Genomic DNA, 22,416 nt, shown 5'->3' with positions numbered 1-22,416 from the left:
TGCGCTCAGGTTAGGAGTGGATTTCGACCGCTGTCAACGGCCGTGAACGCGTATCGGCTGAAGCCCCGTCGGTCGTCGTGGAAAACGACCTCGACCGGCAGCCCAGTGCTCAGCGCGTCAGCGCCGATGTCGAACGTGGTGTCCAGGACCAGGTCCGGCTGCTCGTCCAGCCCGACCGCACCTACCACATAGGGCGGCGCGAAACCGGGGACGAACGAGCGCCGGACCACCGTCCAGGACGTGACCCGGCCGCGCCCGGACACCGGCCGCCAGTCCAGCGGGTTCAGGCAGCGCGGGCAGAGCAGCGCCCGTGGATGCTCGAGCCGCCCGCACGCCGAACACCAGCGCACGCGCAGCTCACGAGCCTTCAGACCGTCCCAGAAGGGACGGGTCTCCGCGGTCGGCACGGGGGCACTCATCCGTGGTAGTACGCCTTCGGCTCGACGAACGCGTCCAACCCCTCGCGGCCGAATTCGCGTCCGATCCCGGACGCCTTGACGCCGCCGAACGGCATCGAGAAGTGCGGCCGGAACGCGTTGACGCCGATCATGCCGGTGCGAACCTCCCGGACCACCGCGTCGGCCCGCGCCGGGTCGGTCGTCCAGACGGTTCCGGCCAGGCCGTAGTCGGAGTCGTTCGCCGCCGCCACGGCGTCCGCATCGGTGTCGTAGGGGATCACCGACAGGACCGGGCCGAAGATCTCCTCCTGCGCGATGCGCATCTTGTTGTCGACGTCGGCGAAGAGCGTCGGCGACAGGAACCACCCGCGGTCGGTGCCGGTCGGCGCATCGACCCCGCCGACCACCGCACGGGCGCCCTCGGCGACCCCGGTCTTCACGTAATCCCGGACGCGGTCCCGGTGCACCGAACTGACCAGCGGACCGAGGTCGGTCGCCGGATCGAACGGGTCACCGACCCGCAGGCCGTCGACCATCGTGGCCAGCGCGTCCACGATCTCGTTGTACCGGCTCCGCGGTGCCAGCACCCGGGTCTGGGCGATGCAGGCCTGGCCACTGATGTTGAACGCCGTCGCCTTGAGCCCAGCCGTGACGACGTCGAGGTCGGCGTCGTCCAGCACGATCGCCGCCGACTTCCCGCCCAGCTCCAGCGTGACGCGCTTCAGGTCCCGCCCGCAGACCGCAGCGATGCTGCGCCCGGCCGCGGTCGACCCGGTGAACGCCACGTGGTCGACCTCGGGGTTCGCGACCAGCGCCTCGCCGATCTCGCGCCCACCGGGAAGGATGCTGACCACGCCCTCGGGCAGCCCGCTCCCGTCGATCAGCTCGGCCAGCACCAGCCCGTCCAGCGGCGTCTCCGGCGAGGGTTTGACGACCACCGAGCAGCCGGCCAGCAGCGCCGGGACGAGCTTGGACAGGAGCGTCGACTGCGGCACGTTCCACGGCGGGATCGCCACCACGACGCCGCCCGGCTCGCGGAGGATCGTCGCGGATCCGCCGAGCCGCGGCTCCTCCCACGGGTACTGCTCGGCGTCGTCGCACACCGCCCGGATCAGCGCCACCGATCCGCCGGCGTGGACGAACTGCGTCCACCGGCTGATCGCTCCCATCTCCGAGGTCAGCAGGTCGCCGATCTCGGGGACGCGGGCCTCGTAGGCGTCGGCCAGCCGGCGCAGCGCGGCGATCCGCTCGGCGACCGGGGTGCGCCGCCAGGTCCCGGCCTCGAACGAGGCCCGGGCCGCGGCGACCGCCGCACCGGCGTCGGCGATCGACGGGGCCGCGACCGTGCCGATGACTTCCTCGGTGGACGGCGAGACCACCACGATCGTCTCGCCGGACGTGGGCGCGACCCACCGGCCACCGACGTAGAGCCGGTCGTGATTCACGCGGTCATCGTCTTTCCGCCGTCGACGACCAGGGTCTGGCCGGACATGTAGCCGGAAGCCTCGCTGGCCAGGAACATCAGCGGGCCGATCAGGTCGGAGGTCTGGCCCGCCCGCTTGACGCACTGCTGGGCGACCGCCGCGTCGGCGAACAGGTCCACCGACTTGTTCAGCGACGCCTCGGTCGCGATGCCGCCGGGTGCGAGCGCGTTCACCCGGATGCCGAGGTCGCCGAAGCTCTTGGCCAGGGTTTTGGTCAGCGTGATCACCGCTGCCTTGCCTGCGCTGTAGTCGGCCGTGCGCGGGGTCGCGATGTAGGGCGCGGTCGACGCCTGGTTGATGATCGCCGCGCCCGGACGCCCCTCCATGTGGCGGGCGGCCGCGACCGACATCTGGAAGACGCCCTTGACGTTGACCGCGAAGGACTTGTCCCAGCGCTCGGACGAGATGTCGAACACCGAGGCGAACTCGAGGTCGCCCCAGATGCCGGCGTTGTTGACCAGCAGATCGATGCCGCCGTAGGTCTCCGCGGTGTAAGCGGCCAGCGCCCGGACCGACTCCTCGTCGGTCACGTCGCCACGGTGGTACTGCACGTCGTGACCCTGGCCGCGCAGCTCGGCCGCAGCCTTCTCGCCGTCCTCGTCGAGGACGTCGGAGAGCACGACCTTCATACCCGCCTCGGCCAGCGCGGTGGCGTAGGCGAGGCCGATGCCCCGGCTCGCGCCGGTGACCAAGCCAACCTTGCCGGATAGATCGTCGAACATCAGTGTTCCCTTCGGTTCAGAGCTCGAAGCTGACGGTCTTCTCGACCGTGCAGGCTTCGATGCCCGAGTAGCTGAGCTCGCGGCCGACGCCGCTGGCCTTCATGCCGCCGAACGGCACCTGGAGGGCGGGCACCGAGGCCCCGCCGTTGACCCGGACCATGCCGGCCTTGATGTCGGCCGCCGCGCGGTGCGCCGTGCTGATGTCGCTGGTGTAGACGACTGACGCCAGCCCGTACGGGGTGTCGTTGGCGAGCCGGATGGCCTCGTCGTAGGTGTCGAACGGCACCGCCAGGCCGACCGGGCCGAAGATCTCCTCCTGCGCGATCACGATGTCGTTGGTGCCGGTGAACAGCGTCGGTTCGACGAAGAAGCCGGAGTCGCCGATGCGGTTGCCGCCGGTGACGAGCTCGGCCTGGGACCGGCCCTGCTCGATGTAGTCGGAGACCCGCTCGAACTGCTTGCGGCTGATCAGCGAACCGATCTGGGTCCGCGGGTCGAACGGGTCACCGACCCGGACCTTTTTCAGCTGGGCCGCGACGCCTTCGAGCACCCGATCGAGAGCCGATCGCTGCACCAGCAGGCGCGATCCGGCCGCGCAGACCTGGCCGGAGTTGAGATAGAACTGCCGGGCCATCATCGGGATGTGCCGGTCGATGTCGGCGTCGGCGAACACCACCTGCGGCGACTTCCCGCCGAGCTCCAGCGTCACCGCCTTGAGCGCCGCGGTCGCGGTCGCGCCGATCTGCCTGCCGACGGCCGTACTACCGGTGAACGTCACCTTGTCGACGCCTCGCGCGGCGACGAGCGGGGCTCCGGCCTCGAGCCCGAACCCGGGGACTATGTTGATCGCCCCGGCCGGGAAGCCCGCCTCCAGGGCAAGCGCGCCGAGGTAGAGGGTGGACAGTGGGGCGTCCTCCGGCGGCTTGATCACGACCGAGCAGCCGGCGGCCAGCGCGGGCGCGATCTTCCAGGCGCCGGTCATCAGCGGCGAGTTCCACGGGGTGATCGCCGCGACGACGCCGATCGGCTCGCGTCGCACGTAGGTGTGGGTCGGGCGGCCGTTGGCGTCCGGGAGTGAGACGTGCCGCCCGTCGATCTTGTCGGCCCATCCGGCGTAGTAGCGCAGGGCGGCGATCGCGCCGGCCGGGTTTTTCAGCGGCTGGCCGATGTCGAGGGTCTCGACCAGCGTCATCGGCCGGAAATCGCGCTCCATCAGGTCAGCCAGTTTGAACAGCAACTTGCCGCGCTCGACGCCGGAGAGCTTCGACCATGCTCCCCCGTCGACGGCCGCGCGCGCGGCCGCGACCGCTCGCTCGACGTCGGCTTCGCGGCCTCGGGCGACCTGTGCGATCACGCGCTCGGTCACCGGGTCGATGACGTCGAACCGCTCCCCTGCGGCGGCCGGCTGCCATTCGCCGCCGATCAGCAGGTCGGTGGGGGGCAGCGCGATGTTTGCGCGGATGTCGACGTCGATTTCTGGCGTGACGGTCACTGTGCGTCCTCGTGGATCGTGATCGCGACGGCCGGGCAGATCCGGGCCGCTTCCCGCGCGGATTCGCGGTTCGCCGGGGCCGGTTCGTCGGTGAGCAGGGTGACGATGCCGGTGGCCTCGTCCTGGTCGAAGACCACGTCATCGGTCATCACGCAAAGACCGGCAGCGACGCACTTTCCCTCGTCGACGGTGAGTTTCATGCTGATTCCTTCTCGTCCCAGACGATCGGGAGCCGGTGCAGGCCGTAGAAGACCGCGTCGAATTTGAACGGGACCTCGTCCGGCGGCAGGTCCACCCGCAGGCCGGGGAACCGGTCGAAGAGTGTGGAGAAGACCTCTTCGAGCTCCAGACGGGCCAGCGGCTGCCCGAGGCACACGTGCGGTCCGAACCCGAACGTGATGTGGCCGCGTGCTTCGCGGGTCACGTCGAACTGCTCGGGGTGGCTGAACACCGAGTCGTCCCAGTTCCCGGCCGCGACCGGGAGGATCAGGCCGTCACCGGCCGCGATCGGCTGCCCCGCGATCTCGAAGTCGTCGGCGGCGATCCGCACGCCCATCGACTGCGAGATCGTCAAGAACCGAAGCAGTTCCTCGACCGCGTTCGGCACCGTCGTGGGGTCTTTGCGGATCAGGGCCAGCTGATCGGGGTGCTCCAGCAGCGCCAGCGTGCCCAGCGCGATCATGTTCGCGGTGGTCTCGTGGCCGGCGAGCAGGAGCAGCACCGCGTCGGTGACCGCATCCTCGTGCGACACCTCACCGGTCTCCACGTGCTGCGTGACGAACTGGCCGATGAGGTCCGGCTTGTTCGCGCCGTACTTCGACCGCACCACGTCGTCCACGAACGCCCGGACCTCGGTGTTCGCGGCCTGCACCTGCTCGGCGGTGGAGCGCCGGTCGAGCCGGACGGCGAAGCGCGACTCGAAGAACTCGTGGGTTTCGTAGTCGACGCCGAGCAGGTCGCACGCGACGCTCGACGGCAGCGCCAGGGCCAGGTGTTCGACCAGGTCCAGCGGCGGCCCGATCGCGAGCATCCGGGCGTAGATGTCGTCGATCATCTCCCGGATGCGCGGGCGCATCGCGCGGATCCGTTTGATCGTGAAGAACGGCATCAGCATGCGACGCCGGGTCGCGTGCCGCGGGTCGTCCCAGCGCTGGAACGACTGCGCCTGCTTGGAGATCTTGTCGCCGGGCGTGAGGAACGGGAAGTCCGGGTTGAGCGTCTCGGCACTGACCGCCGGGTGGGCGAGCACCGCGCGGATGTCCTCGTACCGGGTGAACAGCCAGGCCTTACGGCCGTCGTAGAGCCGGACCCGGGAGATCGGCTCGGTGTCGCGGAGTTCCTGGTACTCGGGCGGGGGCGCGAACGGGCAGGTCTTCTCGCGCTGCATCGGATAGGTCTTCATGGGCGTGCCTCCTGGAGAGCCAGGTCGGCGACGACGCGCCGCCGACCGGCCAGGATCTGTTTCGGGTTGTTCATGCCGACGACCGCCCTGGCCCGGCCCTCGACGACGTGGAGCGCGGCGAACTTGCCGCTGTCGAGGTCGCCGTCGAGCAGCTCGATCTCGGCGTCCTCGGTGGGGAAGCCGTGGGCCTGGATCTTGCGGTCGTACTGGTCGGTCCAGAAGTAGGGCAGGGCTTGGAACGGGGCGTCGTCGGCTCGCCCGGTGATCCGGGCCGCGACGTACTTGGCTTGCTCGATCGCGGTCGTCCAGTGCTCGACCCGGACCGGGCGACCGGCCAGCGGGTGCGACCAGCGGACGACGTCCCCGACGGCGTGCACGTGCGGCGCGACCCGGAGGTGTCCGTCGGCGTTGAGGCCGGCGGCGAGATCGAGGCCGGCGCTCGACAACCAGGCGGTGCCGGGCCGGGAGCCGACCGCTACCAGCAGGGTCTCGGATTCGAGCACGGTGCCGTCGTCGAGGGTGACCGTGCGGGCGTCGGCCGCCACGGCCTGGCGTCCGAGGTGGAAGCGGACGCCGTTGCGCTCGTGCAGCCGCTGCAGCGCGCCCCCGATCGCCGGGCCGAGCTGGCGCCGCAGCGGGGCGTCCAGCGCCTCGACGACGTCCACCGCCGCCCCGGCCTTGCGGAACGCGGCGGCCACTTCGAGCCCGATGAACCCACCGCCGATCACGACAAGTGATCCGTCCGGACGGAGCCCCCGTCGCAGCCGGTCGGCGTCGGCCTTCGTCCGCAGTACGTGGGCGCGTGGTGTCGCGAGTGCGGCCGGGACGATCGGCGCGACGCCGGTGGCGATGACCAGTTCGTCGTACTCCAGATCCGAGCCGGTGGTCACTACGCGCCGGTCGACGTCGAGCGCGGTCGCCCGCTGCCCCAGCCGCCAGTCGACGTCCAGCGCGTCCAGGCGCGCCTGCTCACGCAGGCGGAGCCGCTCGATCGGCATCGTGCCGTGCAGGTAGTCCTTGGACATCGGGGGCCGGTCGAAGTGGGGCTCGTCGTCGGCGTCCAGCACCGTGATCGGGCCGGTGTAGCCCTGGGCCCGGATCGCCTCGGCGGTGTGCAGGCCGGCGAGTGACCCGCCGACGATGAGCACCATCAGAACACCACCACGCTGCGGGCGAACGCGCTGCGCCCGAGCGAGTCGAGCGCCCCGAACACGTCGTCGAGCTCGATGCGTTGCCCGATCAGGTCAGCCAGGTTGAGGTTCCCGCCCCGGTAGAGCGCTACCAGCCGGTCGATGTCCCGGGCCGGCACGACCGCGCCGCCCCGGCAGCCCAGCACCCGACGGTTGGCGCTCAGCGTGAACGCGTCGAAGCTCAGCTGCGACCCCATCGGCGGGATGCCGACCATGACGCACGCGCCGCCGACCCGGGTCAGCCCGAGGCACATCGCCAGCAGTTCGGGCTTACCGACCACCTCGAACACCACGTCGGCGCCGTCCGGCTCGATGGCCGCCAACTCGGCGGCGACGTCCGCGGACGCGTCGATGACGTGGGTGGCGCCGAACTTCCGGGCCAGGTCGAGCTTGGCCGGAAGGCCGTCCACGGCCACCACGGTCGTCGCCCCCGCGGCCCGCGCGGCCTGGACGACGTTCACGCCGACGCCACCGGCCCCGACGACCACGACCGTGTCACCCGGCTGGACTCCGGCGATGTTCAGCACGGCACCGTACCCGGTCACCACACCGCATCCGGCCAGGCTGAACTCGTCCAGCGGCAGCGACTCGTCGATCCGGATCGCCTGCTCCTGCCGGAGCGTCGTGTATTCGGCCAGCGTGCCGACGCCGAAGAACGGGTAGGCGGGCTCGCCGCGGTAGCGCAGCCGGGTCGAGCCGTCGGCCCGGACCCCCGACATCGCCTTCCGCCGGGCCGGGCTGTTGCAGTGCTCGGAGAGGCCGCGCCGGCACTGCCGGCAGGTTCCGCAGGGCACCGCGAGGGCGCAGACGACGTGGTCGCCCGGCTTCAGCCCGGTCACGCCCTCACCGACGCTCTCCACCACCCCGGCGCCCTCGTGGCCGAGGACGACCGGCCGGTACGGCAGCGGGTGAGTGCCCTCGATCGCGTGGCCGTCGGTACCGCACACCCCGGAGGCGGCCACCTTCACCCGGACCTCGCCCGTCCCGGGGTCCAGTACCTCGATCTCGGCCAGCACCGGCGCGGTTCCGGGCTCCTCCAGGACCAGGGCGCGCGCGCTCAGCGTGCTCACCAGACCACCTCCAAAGCACTCGGACCGTGTTCGAGATCCATCCGCAGCGGCGGCGGGTCGTCGGTGACACGACGGAACTCGGGCATCGCCGCGAGGACCTCCTCCACGACCACCCGGATCTCCAACTTGGCCAGCTTGTCGCCGAGGCAGCGGTGCCTGCCCCAGCCGAACGTCAGGTTCGCGGCCGGACGCCGGTCCGGGTCGAACGTGTCCGGGTCGTCGAATCGCTCGGCGTCGTGGTTGCCGGAGCCCCAGAGCAGCAGGACCCGGTCGCCGTCCTTCATCTCGACGTCGCGCAGGCAGACGTCGCCGACGACGGATCGGGCCAGCCCGAAGACCGGCGCGTCGAACCGCAGTGCCTCATTGACGAAGAGGTCGAGCTTCTCCGGGTCGTCGAGCAGCGCCTGCCGGAAATCAGGCCCGTACCGCGAGACGTGGAACAGCGTGTTGACGATGCCGCTCACGGTCGTGTCGGTGCCGGCGACGATCAGCATCGTCGCCATGCCGTAGCGGATCTCGTCGGTGACCGGCTCCCCGTCGACCTCGCTGTGGACGATCGTGCTGAGCAGGTCGTCCCTGGGCCCGGCCCGGCGCGACTCGATCTCCTCGGTGAGGAACCGCAGGATCTCGGCCTGCACCTCCTCGGCGCTGCGGAGGTCCTCGCCGACCGAGGAGCGCTGGGTCTTCTTGTTCATCAGCGAGATCTGCTGCGAACGCGACCGGTCGAGGCCCAGCAGCACGGCCATCACCTGGGCCGGAACCGGTTCCCCGAGCTCGGCCATCAGGTCGCCCTTGCCCTGGCCGACAAATTCGGCGATCCGCTCCCGGACGATCGTCCGCACCAACGGCTCCATCGCCGCCGTCGCGGCCGGGCTGAAGAACGGCTGGAGCAACTTGCGGTAGACACCGTGCTCCGGCGGGTCGGACGTCAGCGGCTTGGAGCCGTAGGGCCGGCCGTAGGGCGGGATCGTCGGGCCGACCGTGGTGGTGAACCGCTCGTGGTCGTTGGCCGCCTCGGCGATGTCCGCGAACTTCGTCAGCGCCCAGAAGCCGCCGAAGTCCTCGCTGCGGATGACCGGGCAGACGTCCCGCTGGCGGGCCAGGTACTCGTCCTCGTTGTTGCGGATGTCCGGGTCGCGGTAGTCGAAGCGGGGCTCCGGCCAGATGTTCGTCACTGCAGTACCCCTGCCTCTCGCAGCCGGGTGATCTCCGTGTCGTCCAGCCCGAGCACGTCCCGCATGACCTCGTCGGTGTGCTCGCCGAGCAGCGGGGCCGCGCTCGTGAGCTCGGACGGCGTCCGCTCGAAGCGATAGGCCGGGCCGTTGTAGTCGAGCGTTCCCATCTCCGCGTGCGGCAGCGCCCAGAAATGCCCGCGCGCCCGCAGTCGCGGGTCGGCGAGAAGGTCGGATCCCCGGAGTACGACACCCGACGGCACCCCGGCGGCCTGCAGCCGGTCCATCAGCGCGAACCGGTCAAGGCCCGCGGTGACCGCGGCGACGGCCTGCTCGGCGTCCTCCGGCGCCTCGTCCAGGTTCAGCGCCTCGCAGAGGCTGCGCCACTCGGCGTCGGTCCGGACCTCGACCGCGATCCAGTTGTCCTCGCCCGCGCAGGGCAGCACGGCGTGCAGCCGGCGCCCCGGCTGGCGATTGCCCGAGCGCCGCGGTTCCCGCCCGGTGAGCTGCCACTCCAGCAACTGACCGGCCAGGATGCCGACGGTCGTCTCCACCTGGGAAAGTTCGATCCGCTGGCCGAGGCCGGTGCGCTCGCGGTGGATCAGCGCGGCGGTGACCGCGGCCATCGAGTACCGCGGCGACACCGAGTCGGTGTAGGCACCCTTGGGCAGGGCAGGCGGCAGATCCGGCCAGCCGGTCAGCCCGTGGATGCCGGCCGAAGCCGCGCCCTGCGCGCCGAACCCGGCGAGCGACGCGCACGGCCCGTCCTCGCCGTACAGCGAGGAGCTGAGCAGGATCGCCCGCGGGTTGAGCTCCGCCAGCAGGTCGTGGCCCAGACCCCAGCGCTCCAGGACGCCGGGCCGGAAGTTGTCGGCGACGACGTCGGCCCAGGTCACCATCCGGCGCACCAGGTCGCGCCCCTCGGTGCTGCCCAGGTCGATCGCGACGCTCTTCTTCGAGCTGTTGAAGTCGGCGAAGAAGCCGCTGCGGTTGATGCCCGGCTTCGCCTCGAAGAACGGCCCGCCGAGCCGGACGCTGTCCGGATGGCTGCGCGACTCGATCTTGACGACGTCGGCACCGTTGTCGGAGAACTGCTTGGTGAGGATCGGGCCGGCCGCAGCCCAGGTGAAGTCCAGGACGTGGAGGCCGTCGAAGATGCCGCTCATACCGCCTCCGCCGCTTGCCTGGCCAGGACGTCCCGCGTGTCCGCCCCGGCCTCCGGCACCGGGCCGGGTTCGCGCAGCGGCGTCCGGGACAGCCGTGCGAACGGCCCCGGGTACCGCACCCCGTCGATCTCCCGGAAGTACCCCCGGGCCACCAGCTGCTCGGCTTCCAGCAACTGCGGGACGGAGTAGATGGGCGCGAGCAGGATCCGGCGCTTCATCCCGCGTTCGATCAGCTCGGACAGCGTCCGGGACCGGACGAACGCCCCGATCGCCTCGGTGACCTCGTCGTAGGCCTCCTGCGGGACGGCGAACCGGGCCGGGCCGTTCCAGTCGTGCGCGTCCAGGATCGGCCGGTAGAAGCCCTCCTCACGCATCCACTCGACCAGCGTCGAGTAGGACGCCTCGCGGACCTTGCCGCCGCCGCCGCCGACCGGGCCGAACTGGATGAACCCGTCCCGGCACGGCCAGACCAGCCGGGTGTAGAACGGGTTTCCCCGTTCCCGCTTCACCGAGCCGCCACGGACCTCGTCGATGCCCAGGCACTGCCAGGTCATGGTCGTGTTGAGCAGCGTCCAGACGACGCAGGCCTGCACCGAGACGTCGACCCGCTGGCCCTGGCCGGTGCGCAGCGCGTGGTAGTAGGCCATCAGCGCCGCGCCAGCCGCTTCGGCGCCGCTTTGCGCGGACGCCACCGGCGCGCTGATCCGCACCGGGGGGCGGTCGATCTCGCCGTTGAGGTAGAGGTGCCCGCCCTGCGCCTGCAGTGTGAACTCGGTGGCGTGCGTGGCCTCGTACTCGCCCCGCCCGTACGGCCAGATCTCGCACCACACCAGCGCCGGGTTCGCGTCGGTCGCCAGCAGGCGCAACGCGTCGGCCTCGGCCGGGTCGGAGATCCGTTCCCAGTCGGTGAGGACGATGTCGGCGGTGCGGGCGAGCCGGGCGAAGATCTCTCGTCCGGCCTCCGATCCGAGGTCGAGCGTGACGCTGCGCTTGTTTCCGTTGAACGCGAGGAACTCGAGACCGCGCCCGTCGGCGTCGGTGGGCTCGGCCCGGCGGGCGTCCTCACCGCCGCGCGGCTCGATCTTCACCACGTCCGCGCCCAGGTCGGCCAGCGTCTTGCCCGCAACGGCGGCAGCGAGATGGCTCAACTCCAGGACCCGGCAACCTTCCAGGGCGCCCATGCGGCTCACTGCCCCTCTCTGCTCAGCACCGCGAGCGCCGACCGGTCGAAGGGTCCGATCTGCACCAGGCAGTGTTCGACGTCGTCCACCTGCCGAGCGCCGGCGACGCCCATCACCTGGACGATGCCTTCGCGGAGATGACCCATCCCGTGCAGACGGCCCTCGCCGAGCGCGCCGCCGAACGTGTTCACCGGCAGGTCACCGCCGGGACGGGTGTGTCCGTCGGCGACGAATTTCCACGCGGTGTTCTCGTCACACCAGCCGAGGCGTTCCAGCCACTCGTAGACCATGAACGAGTAGCCGTCGTAGAGCTGGCAGACGTCGATGTCGGTGGAGATCAGACCGGCCCGGTCGAGGATGGTGTCGGCGTTCGTCCAGTTCGTGTGGGCGCGCAGGTAGGCGGCCGGGCGATCCCGGGCCAGGGAATCCGAGACCAGCACGAAGGCCCCCGCCCCGGTCACCGGGAGGTCGCAGTCGAGCCGGCTCAGCGGGTCGGCGACCATCGGCGCGTCGAGGTATTCGTCCAGCATGACGTCGGTGTTCCGGAAATAGGCGACCGGGTTGTTGGCAGCGTGCGCGCGGGCCGCACGCACAACCTGGAAGACCTCACTACGGGTCGCACCGGAGCGCTCCAGGTACTGGCGCATCCGCAGGGCGAACCGGGTGCCAGGGGGCCCGGCCCCGAACGGCCGCGTCCATTGGTCCTCGCCGGCCGCGAACCCGGCCCGGCCGGCCGACTCAGCCGCCGACTCGTCGGCACCCGGCCGCGCGGAGGACGGCCCGCCGGGGCGTGTCCTCCCCGCGACCGACCCGGCGGAGACCGCGCGGACCCCCAGCACCACCGAACACGATCCGGCCCGGATCGCCGCGGCCGCGGTCGCGGCCATGTTCACCGCGAACCCGGAGACGTCGCTGACCCAGCCCAGCGGCCCCAGCCCGAGGCTGTCGACCAGCAGGTACGCCGACACGTGATCCGCGCCGTCCCCGACGGCCGCCGACGGGTTCGGGTTCGACCCGATCCCCACGTACCCGTCGACCGCGTCCGGCGCGATCCCGGCCGCACGCAGTGCGTCCAGGGACGCCTCGTGCGCGTACGACAGCAGGCTGCGGTCGGTCCGGCGGTCGACCGCCGAATAGCCCACTCCGATGAAGGCTGCTCCGGTGCCCATGCTCACCCGACCCGCATCGACGAGGCGTCGGTGTCCCACAGCGGCTCGATCTTCTCGGCCAGCCCGGCCCGCCGCACCCGCTGCCGCGCCTGCACGTCACCGAGCAGGTACGGACGCATCGGCGGCGTCCGCCCGGACTTGAGCAGCGAAACCACGGTCTCGATCCGCTTCGTCTCGAGCTGGGTGAGCGCATCGACGATCGACTCGGCCTCGGCGGTGCAGTCCGGCAGCTCCGGGTGCTCGACGTGACGCGCCCAGGAGCCGTCCGGCCGCTCCACCGACTGGGCGGTCACCAGGTACGGCACTCGTAGGTACTCGCCGACCTTCATCAGACCTGCTCAAGCCGGAGCGCAAGCTCAGGGCAGTGCGTGACCGCTTCCTGTACCGCGCTCTCGTCACCTGACGCCACCTGGTCCTTCAGCAGGACGACCAGCGCGTCATCGTCGATCTCGAAGTAGTCGGAAGCGAACAGCTCGCATTGCCCGTGCCCTTTGCAGAGCGAGCGGTCGGCAGCGATCTTCACCAGTTGGTCCTTCCGACTCACGGAACGCGGTAGCCGAGCGAGTCGCCCACCGGCTTGAACATGAACTCGCTCAGGGCCTCGACCCAGGCCTCGTCGGACTTCAGCAGCCCGGCCACCGCGCGCACCCGGTACGACGACGGGTCGGTGCCCGCGGCGGGCAACTCACCGCTCGCCGCGTAGGCGGCCACGCAGTCGCGCAGCACCTGGCGGACGATCACGATCCCGGCGTCGCTTGAGGTGAGGTGTTCCTGGCTCCGCGAGGCGTGCTGGGCGCCGTTCTGCGAGGCGACGTCCTGGACCCAGAGGCCGGGCAGCCCGGAAAAGTAGGTGGTCTGCTGCAGGCCGTAGTCGAACCGGTAGTTCGTGTCGTGGCGGTACTTGGTGACGTACTTCCAGTACGGCACGTTTTGCGGCACGTCCGGGTCGTACGCGTTCACGCTCGGGTGACCGGTCTCGCGGCCCTTGAAGCCGTTCGTGAACACGTCGGCCATGCGATCCTTCAACGGCCGGTCGGGCAGGTAGGTGAATCCGACCGCGAGCGTGTGGTGATCGTCGATCGGCACCCAGGCGTGACCGGTGAGCTCGGCCCACTCCTCGCTCTTGGGCGGAACCAGCGTGTAGAACGGCATCACGAACTGGTTGACCCGCCAGTAGAGCTCGTCGGTGTCGGGGACCGTGCGGCGGGCGCCGATGCTGGCCCCGAAGGCCTGTTGCATGACGTCGAAAACCGGGCGGCCGGAGCGGGCCATCGTCGTGCGCGACCGCTTACTGGTCGAGTCGAGGCGGCCGTGCAGGATCGGGGCGTGGGCGGAGTCGATCTCGCCCTCGTAGGAGCTCAGCCAGTCCGTCTCCTGCACCCGGAACGAGACGTGGACTCGGTCCGGCGGCAGCAGGTTCCACTCGACCTCGGGCAGCTCCGGCGGCTCGCCCTGGCCCAGGAACGTCCAGACGACGCCGTTGCGCTCCCGGCACGGGTAGGCCTTGATCTTGATGTGCTTCTTGAAGCGGCTGGTCGCGGGCTCGGCCGGCATGTCCGTGCACTGGCCGTCGATGTCGTACTGCCAGCCGTGGTAGACGCAACGCAGTCCGCAGCCCTCGTTGCGGGCGTACAGGAGCGGCGCCCGGCGGTGGGCACACGCGACGTCGACCAGGCCGATCTGACCGTCCTCGCGACGGAATGCGACGAGGTTCTCGCTCATCAGCCGGACCGGGAACGGCTGGCCGCCGGCCTCGATGGCGTCCGAGCCCAGGAACGGCAGCCAGAACTGACGCAGGTACTCACCGGTCGGCGTACCCGGTCCGACCTTGGTCAGCTCCTCGGTCTCTTCGACGGTGATCAAGCCAGACCTCCAGATGTTCGCAGAGCGACCACATGGGCGCTATATGAACGACGTTAGGACGGGCGTCGAGCCACGTCAAGGGTGAAACCGGGCGGGTGCGGGTGCCGGGCAACGCGCCCGACACCCGCGAAATCACTCCGCGGTGAACTTCGAAGCCTCAGGGCTCTCGTAGTCGACGGCCACCGGCGCGAGACCCATCGGCTTGCTCGGGTCGACCTTGAAGATCGACGTGACGAACGGCGCCGTGCGCTTCGCCGGCTCGGTGTAGCCGTACGTGGGCAGAATGCCGCCGTAGTCGAGGTCACCGATCTGCTGGCTAGCCTTGAGGATGCCCTCGCGGCTGAAGTCGTCGTTCGCGATCGCCTTCTTCAGCACGGCCTCGACAAGCATGCCGTGGGCATAGCCGAGCTGTGTGAAAGAGCTCTGCTTGGCCCCCGCGGCCTTGCCGTACTGGTCGTACGCCGCCCGTAGAGCCGCCATGCCGGGCGCGGTATTGGCCCAGTCCACCCCGATCAAAGAGGTCAGCAGGTTCTTCTGCAGGTACGGCGCGATCGGTGACGTCGCGAACTGGGGCACGTAGACGTTGCTCTGACCCATCCATTGGGCCTGGTAGTCGAGCTGTACCGCGGCCGAGACCAGACCGGGGACCTGGCTGGTCGTGGCACCGAGCATGACGACCTGGCAGCCGGCCTTCTTCAGCTGCTGGACCTGCGGCGTGAAGTTGGTGTCGGTGGTCTGCACCGGGGTGTCCACGCCGAACTTCAGGCCGAGTGCCTTGACCGCGAATTGGACGCCCTCACGGTTCTCCTTACCGAGGTCGTCGGCCTGGGTCACCGAGCAGAACACGTCGCCCTGGTGGCCCAGCTTCGTCGCCGCGTAGGAGGCCAGGTTGATCATGTTCGTCTGCGTCGACGACCCGTACGGCAGCAGGTTCGGCTCGTGCTGCAGCAGACCGCTGCTCGAGTCGGCGACCACCGTCATCGTGTCGGTCGCGAACTGCGGCTTGAGCGAGTTGAGGATCGAGGTGCCGAGCAAGCCCGAGATCAGGACGCTCTCGCCCTTGACCCGGTTGTACAGCGGGATCGCGGTTTGCGGGTTGTATTGCGAATCTTCGCCCCGGTACGTGACCTTGTACTTTCCGTCGATGCCGCCCTTGGCGTTGAGCGCCTGGAAGTAGATCTCCTCGCCCGCCGAGATCGCGGTGCCGGCGGGTGCCAGCTGGCCACTCAGCGGGAGGATGGCGGTGACCGTGAACGTCTTGGTCGCGGCGTCGTAGCCCGGCGTGTCGGCCTTGGCGGCGGACTTCGGGTTGCTGGTGCCGGCGCATCCGGCCGCCAGCAGCGCGGCTGCCGCGACGACCGCGAGGCCGGTCAATCTGTGTCTGTACATCGTTGTACTTCCCTTTCTGAAGGGAATCCGGGCAGGCAGCACCGGCCCGGGGCCGGGGAACCGCCGGGATAGGGGAACGGGAGGGGGTTAGGCAGGTTTGCTTCGAGCAGGCACCAGCCGCCGGGTGACCCGGACGAGCCGGTGCCCGAGGCCGGAGAGACCCTCCGGCTCGGCGAGCAGCGTGACGATGATCAGCACGCCGTAGATGACCAGCCCGGCATTGTCCTTGGTCAGGCCGAAGCCGGGTTCGTTCGCGTCCTTCACGAACGGGATGTGGGCGGCGTAGATGTTGATCAGCTGGGGCACGGCGGTGACGAATGCCGCCCCGATCACCGGTCCGAACGTGGTGCCCATACCGCCCAGCACGATGATCGCCACGTACTGGATGGACATGTTCAGGTCGAACCCGGCCGGCAGGACGTACTGGAGTTCGTTGGCCAGCAAGGCACCGGCGACGCCGCCGAACGCGCTCCCGATCCCGAGCGCGACGACCTTCGTCCGGAACGGCCGGACGCCGAGCACCTCGGCGGCGATGTCCTGCTCGCGAACCGCAAGCATGGCCCGGCCGAACCCACTGCGGACGATATTCCGGGAGAGCAGCAGGGCCAGGCCGACGAGCAGCCAGCACAGGACCCCGAAGCTCTGCTCCCGCCCGAAGTACACGCCACCCACCGAGAGCCCGGTGAAGTCGAGCGGACCGAGCGAACTCGGGAGGTCGAACGACAGCCCGTTGACGCCGCCGCTGACCGACTCCCAGTTGTTGAACAGGTAGATCGCGAAGAACACCAAGCCGAGCGAAACGATGGCCAGGTACGGGCCGCGCAACCGCAACGTGAACAGTCCGACGAAGCAGCCGAGCAGTCCGGTGACGACCGCGACTGCCGGCAGCCACAGGTAGAGCGGCCATCCGTTGCCGCCGGTCACCGCGGCGGTGTATGCGCCGACCGCCAGGAACGCCGAGTGGCCGAGCGAGAGCTGACCGGCGTAGCCCATCGAGAGGTTGAGCCCGATCCCACCGATCCCGGCGATCGCCGAGAGCACGATCAGCGATGACCAGAACGCACTGGCGACGCTGAGCGGCACCAGAACCGCGGCGACCAGGAAGAGCACCAGCCCGGTCGCCTGCGGCCAGCTGCGGACGAGACGGATCTCCTTGGCCAGGTCGGCGGTACGGACTTCGGGTACCCCGGCGCGATCCTGAAGAACGGTCATCAGATTCTCCGGATCTCGGCCGTACCGCGCAGGCCGGTGGGAAGGAAGACGAGGATGGCGACCATCACGACGTACGGAAGAACTGTCGAGACGTCCTGCCCGAGAAAGGCCGGCGCGTAGCTGGCCGCGTACTGCTGCGCGAGCCCGATGATGATGCCGCCGAGCACGGCGCCGCCGGGCGAGTCGAGGCCACCGACGATGATTGCCGAGAGCGCCACCAGCGCGGCGTTGGCAATTCCGGGCTGGAGCCCGCCGCCCACGGTCGTGCCGAGCAGGATTCCGGCCAGGCCGCCCAGACCACCGGCGATCGCCCAGGCCAGCATCCCGATCCGCTTCGAGTCGATGCCCTGCGCGGACGCCGCGACCCGATGGAACGCAGTGGCCCGCATCGCGGTACCGACCAGCGTGAACCGGAAGAACAAGAAGAACAGGATCACCGCGACCGCGGCCAGGATGATCACCCAGAGATCCCTGGTCGTGATCGACACTCCCCCGAGCGTCACCTTGTCGAGCTTCCAGGGGTCGTCCGGGTTGAGCTGATCGCTCCCCCAGAGACCGGCCACGATCGCCTGGAAAACGATCAGCCCACCCATCGTCACCATCAGCGAGGCGTGCATGTCGCGGTCCAGCACCGGCTCGATCAGCCAGCGCTCGATCACGGCGGAGAGCCCGGCGCACAGTGCGACCGCGAGCAGGACGGCGAGCACGTAGTTCAACCCCGCCTGAACGTGCAGCCAGTACGTCAGGTACGCGCCGAGCAGCGCAGCACCACCCTGGGTCAGGTTGATGACGCGGGTGGCCTTGTACGCGATCACGAACCCCAGGGCGATCAGCCCGTAGAGCGACCCGAGCGCGAGCCCGGACAGCCCGGTCTGCACGACGTCGGTCATGCTGCCACCTCGACCGTTCCCAGGTAGGCGGCGACCACGGCCGGGTCGGCCCGCACCTCGGCCGGGGTACCGAGCGCGAGAGCCTGACCGAAGTCGAGGACGAGCACCCGATCGGCGACGTCCATGATCAGGTGCAGGTCGTGCTCGACCAGGAGCACCGTGAAGTTCATCTGCTCGCGCGCCCGGAGCACATAGGACGCCAGCTCGGCGGTCTCGTCGAAGTTCATCCCGGCCACCGGCTCGTCCAGCAGGAGCAGGCGCGGCTCCGAGGACAACGCCCGGGCCAGCTCGACGCGCTTGCGCTGCCCGTACGACAGCTCGCCGACGGCTTGGTCGCGGACTTTCGACAGCCCCATCAGGTCGATCAGCTCGCTGCAGATCCGGCGGGACTCGAGTTCCTCCCGCCGGGAACGGCCGATCCACAGCGCTCCGGAGAGAGCACCGGCCCGGCGGAAGCGCTCGCGCCCGACCATCACGTTGTCGATCACCGGCAGCTTGTTGAAGAGTGCGATGTTCTGGAACGTCCGCGCGGTGCCAAGCCGGGCGATCTGGGCCGGTGACTTGCCCAGCAGCGGGGTCCCGTCGAACGTGATCGAGCCTTGCTGCGGACGGTAGAAGCCGCTCAACGAGTTGAGCAGTGACGTCTTTCCGGCGCCGTTGGGCCCGATCACCGCGAAGAACTCGCCGTCGCGCACCGAGAACGAGACATCCGAGATCGCCTTGATCCCGCCGATCTTCAGGCCGAGGTTCTCGACGACCAGCCGGTCGGGGCTCTCGGAATCCGTCGGTTCCGGCAAATTCAGTACCCGCCGGTAGGAGCCCGCTCCCTCGCCGAGGCCGAGGTAGGAGTCCTTGACGTGGTCGTCGGCGGCGACGTCAGCGGCGGTCCCCTCAAGCTCGACCCGGCCTGAGTCGAGCAGGTAGGCGTAGTCGCTGACCTCCAGAGCCGCGTTCGCGTTCTGCTCGATCAGCAGCACGCCGACACCGTCGGAATTGATCTGCCGGATCAGGTCGTAGATGTGTGCCGCCATCTTCGGCGACAGTCCCAGACCAGGCTCGTCCAGAACCAGCACCGTGGGCTCCTGCATCAGCGCGCGGCCGATCACGAGCATCTGCTGCTCGCCGCCGGACAGGTAGCCGGCGCGATCACGGAAGCGCTTGCGCAGGACCGGGAAGAGCTCGAGAACGCGCTCCAGCACCTCCGCGGAGCCGCCGCCACGCCGGGTGTAGCCGCCGACCTTGAGGTTCTCCTCGATCGTCAGCTCCATCACCGTCTGACGACCTTCGAGGACTTGACTGACGCCGGTCTTCACGATCGCGGCGGGTGAGTGCCGGTGCACCTCGGTACCGCGGACGGCGACCGTCCCCGTGCTCAGCGCGCCGCCGTACTGCGGCAGCATTCCGGTCACAGCGCGGGCCAACGAGCTCTTTCCGGCGCCGTTGGGACCGAGCAGGGCAACGATCTCGCCCTGGCCCACGGACACGTCCACACCGCGTAACGCGGTGATCGATCCGTAGCGGACACCCAGGTTGCGGACGTCCAGGATCGAATCACCCGACCCCCGTTTTGCTAGTTCAGCCACCACGCGCTCCCTTGCGACGTTGGATCCGCTGGCGAGGCCGCCGGAAGATTCGACGCTTGATGTTCGCACACCGCCCATGTGTGCGAAAATCTAAGCTGCGGTCGCGAAGGTGTCAACGGGCACATCGGGACCTATGATCGCCGCACCTGTCCGAGCACCGGTTCGATCCGGCGCACCGAATCGACACATCCAGGGACACCGTGAGCCAGGAAATGCCGATCGCCGGCACCGCGGACGCCGCGCCGATCGAGGACGAAGCCCGGTCCCCGTACGTCACTGCGTTCGGCCGGGGCCTCGCCGTCATCCGCTGCTTCTCCGAGAGCCAGCCGACGCTGACGATCGCCGAGGTCGCCCGTCTGACCGGACTGAATCGCGCGACCGCCCGCCGGTTCCTGCACACGCTGGAAGCTGACGGGTACGCCACCAACGACAACGGTCGTTACAGCCTCCGGCCGACGATCCTTGATCTCGGATACTCGTATCTCTCCACGATGTCGGTCGACCAGACGCTCCAAGCCGAACTGCACGAGCTCGCCGAGAACCTTCACGAGTCGTGCTCGGCCGGCGTGTTGGACGGACACGACGTCGTGTTCGTCGCGCGCGCGCTGACCAGCTTTCCCCGGATCATGACGCTCGCGCTGAGGGTCGGGACGCGCATCCCGGCCTACCTCACCGCGCTGGGCCGCGTCCTGCTGGCCGACCTCACCGAAGCACAACTGGAGGAGTACCTCAAGACCGCCGCACTGCACCGGGAGACCGAGCGGACGATCACCGACCCGGGGGAACTGGCCCGGACGCTCGCCATGGTCAAGGAGCAGGGCTACTGCGCGATGGACCAGGAGATCGAGACGGGCATCTGTGCGATCGCCGTCCCGCTCCGACAGGCGAACCGGCCGACGATGGCGATCAGCGTCGCCGCGCACGCGAGCCGCACGTCGATCACGACCCTGGAGCGCGAGTACCTACCCGCACTCCAGGCCACCGGCCGCGAGATCGAGCGCATCCTGCAGATGCGCAATTAGTCCAACGAGATCGTGAGCGCCTTCGGCGACCGGAAGAGAAGGCTCGGCAGGAACTCCAGCTTTTGATCCGGTATACGCGGCGCGGCGAACCGGCCGACCATCTCCTCCAGGACGATCCGGCCCTCCATCCGGGCCAGCGGTGCACCGAGGCACAGATGCTCACCGAACCCGAACGACAGGTGCGCCCGGGCGTCACCGCGTTCCGGCCTCAGTTCGTCGGCCGCGTCGAACCGCGCGCCGTCGTGGTTGGCGGAGCCGAGGAGCAGCAAGACCTTCGCCCCGGCCGGGAGCGTCACGCCGGCCACTTCGACGTCGTGCTTCGCACGCCGCCGCCAGTTGATGACCGGCGGCTCGAGCCGAAGGACTTCCTCGACGACGTTCGGGATCAGGCTGCGGTCGTCCCGCAACCGCTGCCACAGGCCCGGTTCGAGCAGCACCCGGCGCATCAGGTGGACGAGATGCGCCGTCGTCGTCTCGTGACCGGCGAAGAGCATCGAGTACATGACCTGGATCAACTCGGGCGTGCTCAGAGCGGCCTCTTCACCGGCACCCGCACGGAAGAGGTCGCTCGGGAAGTCGTCCCGCGGCGTTTCCAGTCGCTCCGCGATGAGTTGGCGGCAGAGTGCGTAGAACTCCGCGAGCCCCTTGGCCGCTCGTCGCGATTCCTCCTCGTCCGGACGCCCGGTCGTGAGGATCACCCGGTCGGCCGACCCGTTCTTCACGACGTCCAAGTACGACTCGGGCATCCCGAAGAGGTGGAAGAGCACGAGAGCGGGCAGCGGCCAGGCGAGTGCCGACACGAACTCGACGCTCTCCTCGGCCGCGAAGCGGTCGATGTGACGTCGCACCAGTTCGCGGATCGGGTCTTCCATCAGCTTCAGACGCTTGACGTTGAACGCCTTGTTGACCTGGCGCCGGACGCGGACGTGGTCGGGCGGGTCGTTGTCGACCAGGACGCGGACCGGGCGGAAGTCGGCCTTGGCGAGTTCCTCGATGACGGCGGGGCTGAACGGCTGCAGGGCCGTGTTCGAGGCGTCCGCGGAGAAGTTAGTCGTGTCCCTGACGACCTGCCGGATGTCGTCGTATCGGGTGAGCACCCAGTATCCGAGGTCGTCACTGTAGTACGCACCGGCCTCGGCCCTTGCCTGGCCGAAGACCGGGTATGGGTCCCGTAGGTACTCCTCCGCGAACGGGCTGAGCCTCGCTGCCGTCGTCATGGACCCTAAGCCGGTCACCGGGCAGGCTCTTGCGTCTTCCGCCATCAGCCCCTCCGCCTGTTCACTAGACGCCCACTCGTGCGCCATACGAACATGGGATGTTACGAGCGTCGTCGAGAGCCGTCAAGGAATGACGTCGGCCGCGTCCCCGGCCGTCTGTAACGCGGCGAGGATCAGGTCCCACGTGCCGTCGCGCTGCCAGCAGCGGAACAACCCGTAGACCGTCTGCCACGGCGCGTACTCCACCGGGACGTCACGCCACGGAGCACCGATCCGGATCCGCCACCGAATCCCATCGATGAGCTGCCGTTTCTCCCACTTCGGCGGACGACCCGACGACGAACGCGCAGGCAGAAGCGGAGCCAGGACAGCCCACTGCGCATCACTCAGGTCATGCCGCCTCGTCACCGCTACGCTCGGCACGAGGTCTCCGGTATGCAGTTCTTGCTTGGTCGCAGAACCAAATACCGGAGACCTCGTCACTCATCTGCCACCGCCACGCCGTGACCTCAGACCGGCGGACCCACTTCTAAAACACGCCCTAGGCCCATCCGGAGGGGCGGTCGGGCGAACGGATGAACTCAATGCGCTTGAGCTCAGAAGCACGGAACCCCCACCAGCGAAAACATCGCTTGCGGGGGTTGACGTGTCCGAGGGGCAGGGCCCCGGCAAAGTCGCAGTGGTGTCCTGTTTGGAGTGGAAGCGCCGCTGTTGGTGGCAGCAAGACGGGCATGACCGGCTCGGAAGATCATCAAGGTTCTCTACGCCATGATGAATCGACCGAAGTGAGTCAT

21 protein-coding genes and 1 pseudogene are annotated in these 22,416 nt (G+C 69.4%); 1 reads left to right on the top strand and 21 read right to left on the bottom strand.

Features of this window, described 5'->3' with window-relative positions; genetic code table 11:
• Positions 1–5: 5 nt before the first annotated feature.
• The 19 genes from ACIBZJ_RS42240 to ACIBZJ_RS42150 form a co-directional block, all read right to left on the bottom strand.
• Positions 6–419: a Zn-ribbon domain-containing OB-fold protein gene (locus tag ACIBZJ_RS42240; protein WP_395939253.1), complete on the bottom strand. Its 414-nt coding sequence runs from the start codon at positions 417–419 to the stop codon at positions 6–8.
• Positions 416–1,843: an aldehyde dehydrogenase gene (locus ACIBZJ_RS42235; protein WP_395939252.1), complete on the bottom strand. Its 1,428-nt coding sequence runs from the start codon at positions 1,841–1,843 to the stop codon at positions 416–418. The genes ACIBZJ_RS42240 and ACIBZJ_RS42235 overlap by 4 nt, the downstream gene beginning before the upstream one ends.
• Positions 1,840–2,604: an SDR family NAD(P)-dependent oxidoreductase gene (locus tag ACIBZJ_RS42230; RefSeq protein ID WP_395939251.1), complete on the bottom strand. Its 765-nt coding sequence runs from the start codon at positions 2,602–2,604 to the stop codon at positions 1,840–1,842. The genes ACIBZJ_RS42235 and ACIBZJ_RS42230 overlap by 4 nt, the downstream gene beginning before the upstream one ends.
• A gap of 16 nt (positions 2,605–2,620) precedes the next feature.
• A complete protein-coding gene (locus ACIBZJ_RS42225) occupies positions 2,621–4,096 on the bottom strand; it encodes an aldehyde dehydrogenase family protein (RefSeq protein ID WP_395939250.1) in 1,476 nt (491 codons plus the stop codon).
• On the bottom strand, positions 4,093–4,296 hold the full coding sequence (locus ACIBZJ_RS42220) for a ferredoxin (protein WP_395939249.1): 204 nt from the start codon (positions 4,294–4,296) through the stop codon (positions 4,093–4,095). Before ACIBZJ_RS42220 ends, ACIBZJ_RS42225 begins: the two co-directional genes overlap by 4 nt.
• A complete protein-coding gene (locus ACIBZJ_RS42215; protein WP_395939248.1) occupies positions 4,293–5,498 on the bottom strand; it encodes a cytochrome P450 in 1,206 nt (401 codons plus the stop codon). Before ACIBZJ_RS42215 ends, ACIBZJ_RS42220 begins: the two co-directional genes overlap by 4 nt.
• On the bottom strand, positions 5,495–6,649 hold the full coding sequence (locus tag ACIBZJ_RS42210; RefSeq protein ID WP_395939247.1) for an NAD(P)/FAD-dependent oxidoreductase: 1,155 nt from the start codon (positions 6,647–6,649) through the stop codon (positions 5,495–5,497). The genes ACIBZJ_RS42215 and ACIBZJ_RS42210 overlap by 4 nt, the downstream gene beginning before the upstream one ends.
• Entirely contained in the window at positions 6,649–7,758 is a 1,110-nt protein-coding gene (locus ACIBZJ_RS42205) for a zinc-binding dehydrogenase (RefSeq protein ID WP_395939246.1), read from the bottom strand. Before ACIBZJ_RS42205 ends, ACIBZJ_RS42210 begins: the two co-directional genes overlap by 1 nt.
• A complete protein-coding gene (locus ACIBZJ_RS42200) occupies positions 7,755–8,933 on the bottom strand; it encodes a cytochrome P450 (protein ID WP_395939245.1) in 1,179 nt (392 codons plus the stop codon). The genes ACIBZJ_RS42205 and ACIBZJ_RS42200 overlap by 4 nt, the downstream gene beginning before the upstream one ends.
• Positions 8,930–10,096: a CaiB/BaiF CoA transferase family protein gene (locus ACIBZJ_RS42195; RefSeq protein WP_395939244.1), complete on the bottom strand. Its 1,167-nt coding sequence runs from the start codon at positions 10,094–10,096 to the stop codon at positions 8,930–8,932. The genes ACIBZJ_RS42200 and ACIBZJ_RS42195 overlap by 4 nt, the downstream gene beginning before the upstream one ends.
• Positions 10,093–11,277: a CaiB/BaiF CoA transferase family protein gene (locus ACIBZJ_RS42190; RefSeq protein ID WP_395939243.1), complete on the bottom strand. Its 1,185-nt coding sequence runs from the start codon at positions 11,275–11,277 to the stop codon at positions 10,093–10,095. The genes ACIBZJ_RS42195 and ACIBZJ_RS42190 overlap by 4 nt, the downstream gene beginning before the upstream one ends.
• 5 nt (positions 11,278–11,282) lie before the next feature.
• Positions 11,283–12,446 (bottom strand): thiolase family protein, encoded by a 1,164-nt coding sequence (locus tag ACIBZJ_RS42185; RefSeq protein ID WP_395939274.1) that lies wholly within the window; start codon positions 12,444–12,446, stop codon positions 11,283–11,285.
• Positions 12,447–12,448: 2 nt separating this feature from the next.
• On the bottom strand, positions 12,449–12,775 hold the full coding sequence (locus ACIBZJ_RS42180; protein ID WP_395939242.1) for a hypothetical protein: 327 nt from the start codon (positions 12,773–12,775) through the stop codon (positions 12,449–12,451).
• The gene (locus tag ACIBZJ_RS42175; RefSeq protein WP_395939241.1) at positions 12,775–12,969 is read right to left on the bottom strand and encodes a ferredoxin; all 195 of its coding nucleotides are present in this window, start codon (positions 12,967–12,969) and stop codon (positions 12,775–12,777) included. The genes ACIBZJ_RS42180 and ACIBZJ_RS42175 overlap by 1 nt, the downstream gene beginning before the upstream one ends.
• A 17-nt stretch (positions 12,970–12,986) precedes the next feature.
• Positions 12,987–14,309, bottom strand: a complete 1,323-nt coding sequence (locus ACIBZJ_RS42170) for a Rieske 2Fe-2S domain-containing protein (RefSeq protein WP_395939240.1) — start codon at positions 14,307–14,309, stop codon at positions 12,987–12,989.
• 132 nt (positions 14,310–14,441) lie between these two features.
• Positions 14,442–15,683, bottom strand: coding sequence for an ABC transporter substrate-binding protein (locus ACIBZJ_RS42165; protein ID WP_395939239.1), 1,242 nt, complete (start codon positions 15,681–15,683; stop codon positions 14,442–14,444).
• Between the two features lie 102 nt (positions 15,684–15,785).
• Entirely contained in the window at positions 15,786–16,910 is a 1,125-nt protein-coding gene (locus ACIBZJ_RS42160) for a branched-chain amino acid ABC transporter permease (protein ID WP_395939238.1), read from the bottom strand.
• Positions 16,910–17,800, bottom strand: coding sequence for a branched-chain amino acid ABC transporter permease (locus ACIBZJ_RS42155; protein ID WP_395939237.1), 891 nt, complete (start codon positions 17,798–17,800; stop codon positions 16,910–16,912). The genes ACIBZJ_RS42160 and ACIBZJ_RS42155 overlap by 1 nt, the downstream gene beginning before the upstream one ends.
• Complete coding sequence (locus ACIBZJ_RS42150) at positions 17,797–19,383, bottom strand: ATP-binding cassette domain-containing protein (protein ID WP_395939236.1); 1,587 nt, start codon at positions 19,381–19,383, stop codon at positions 17,797–17,799. Before ACIBZJ_RS42150 ends, ACIBZJ_RS42155 begins: the two co-directional genes overlap by 4 nt.
• 200 nt (positions 19,384–19,583) lie before the next feature.
• Here ACIBZJ_RS42150 and ACIBZJ_RS42145 point away from each other — a divergent pair, with 200 nt between their 5' ends.
• Complete coding sequence (locus tag ACIBZJ_RS42145) at positions 19,584–20,405, top strand: IclR family transcriptional regulator C-terminal domain-containing protein (RefSeq protein WP_395939235.1); 822 nt, start codon at positions 19,584–19,586, stop codon at positions 20,403–20,405.
• Here the strand turns inward: ACIBZJ_RS42145 and ACIBZJ_RS42140 are convergent.
• Both ACIBZJ_RS42140 and ACIBZJ_RS42135 read right to left on the bottom strand, forming a co-directional pair.
• Positions 20,402–21,622 (bottom strand): cytochrome P450, encoded by a 1,221-nt coding sequence (locus ACIBZJ_RS42140; protein WP_395939234.1) that lies wholly within the window; start codon positions 21,620–21,622, stop codon positions 20,402–20,404. The genes ACIBZJ_RS42145 and ACIBZJ_RS42140 overlap by 4 nt on opposite strands.
• 134 nt (positions 21,623–21,756) lie before the next feature.
• A pseudogene (locus ACIBZJ_RS42135) lies at positions 21,757–22,045 on the bottom strand (transposase); the annotation flags it as partial.
• Between the last annotated feature and the right edge of the window lie 371 nt (positions 22,046–22,416).

The sequence above is a fragment of the Cryptosporangium sp. NPDC051539 genome (assembly GCF_044454545.1).
In the GTDB taxonomy this organism is placed as follows: Bacteria; Actinomycetota; Actinomycetes; order Mycobacteriales; family Cryptosporangiaceae; genus Cryptosporangium.
Note: the sequence above shows the minus strand (reverse complement) of the source record. Positions and strands in the feature narration are given on the sequence as shown.

Bases quoted from the DNA above. Each gene is read 5' to 3' on its own strand.
- ACIBZJ_RS42240 (WP_395939253.1), bottom strand. From the start codon at position 419: ATGAGTGCCCCCGTGCCGACCGCGGAGACCCGTCCCTTCTGGGACGGT.
- ACIBZJ_RS42230 (WP_395939251.1), bottom strand. From the start codon at position 2,604: ATGTTCGACGATCTATCCGGCAAGGTTGGCTTGGTCACCGGCGCGAGC.
- ACIBZJ_RS42220 (WP_395939249.1), bottom strand. From the start codon at position 4,296: ATGAAACTCACCGTCGACGAGGGAAAGTGCGTCGCTGCCGGTCTTTGC.
- ACIBZJ_RS42215 (WP_395939248.1), bottom strand. From the start codon at position 5,498: ATGAAGACCTATCCGATGCAGCGCGAGAAGACCTGCCCGTTCGCGCCC.
- ACIBZJ_RS42210 (WP_395939247.1), bottom strand. From the start codon at position 6,649: ATGGTGCTCATCGTCGGCGGGTCACTCGCCGGCCTGCACACCGCCGAG.
- ACIBZJ_RS42195 (WP_395939244.1), bottom strand. From the start codon at position 10,096: ATGAGCGGCATCTTCGACGGCCTCCACGTCCTGGACTTCACCTGGGCT.
- ACIBZJ_RS42190 (WP_395939243.1), bottom strand. From the start codon at position 11,277: ATGGGCGCCCTGGAAGGTTGCCGGGTCCTGGAGTTGAGCCATCTCGCT.
- ACIBZJ_RS42185 (WP_395939274.1), bottom strand. From the start codon at position 12,446: ATGGGCACCGGAGCAGCCTTCATCGGAGTGGGCTATTCGGCGGTCGAC.
- ACIBZJ_RS42180 (WP_395939242.1), bottom strand. From the start codon at position 12,775: ATGAAGGTCGGCGAGTACCTACGAGTGCCGTACCTGGTGACCGCCCAG.
- ACIBZJ_RS42160 (WP_395939238.1), bottom strand. From the start codon at position 16,910: ATGACCGTTCTTCAGGATCGCGCCGGGGTACCCGAAGTCCGTACCGCC.
- ACIBZJ_RS42155 (WP_395939237.1), bottom strand. From the start codon at position 17,800: ATGACCGACGTCGTGCAGACCGGGCTGTCCGGGCTCGCGCTCGGGTCG.
- ACIBZJ_RS42140 (WP_395939234.1), bottom strand. From the start codon at position 21,622: ATGACGACGGCAGCGAGGCTCAGCCCGTTCGCGGAGGAGTACCTACGG.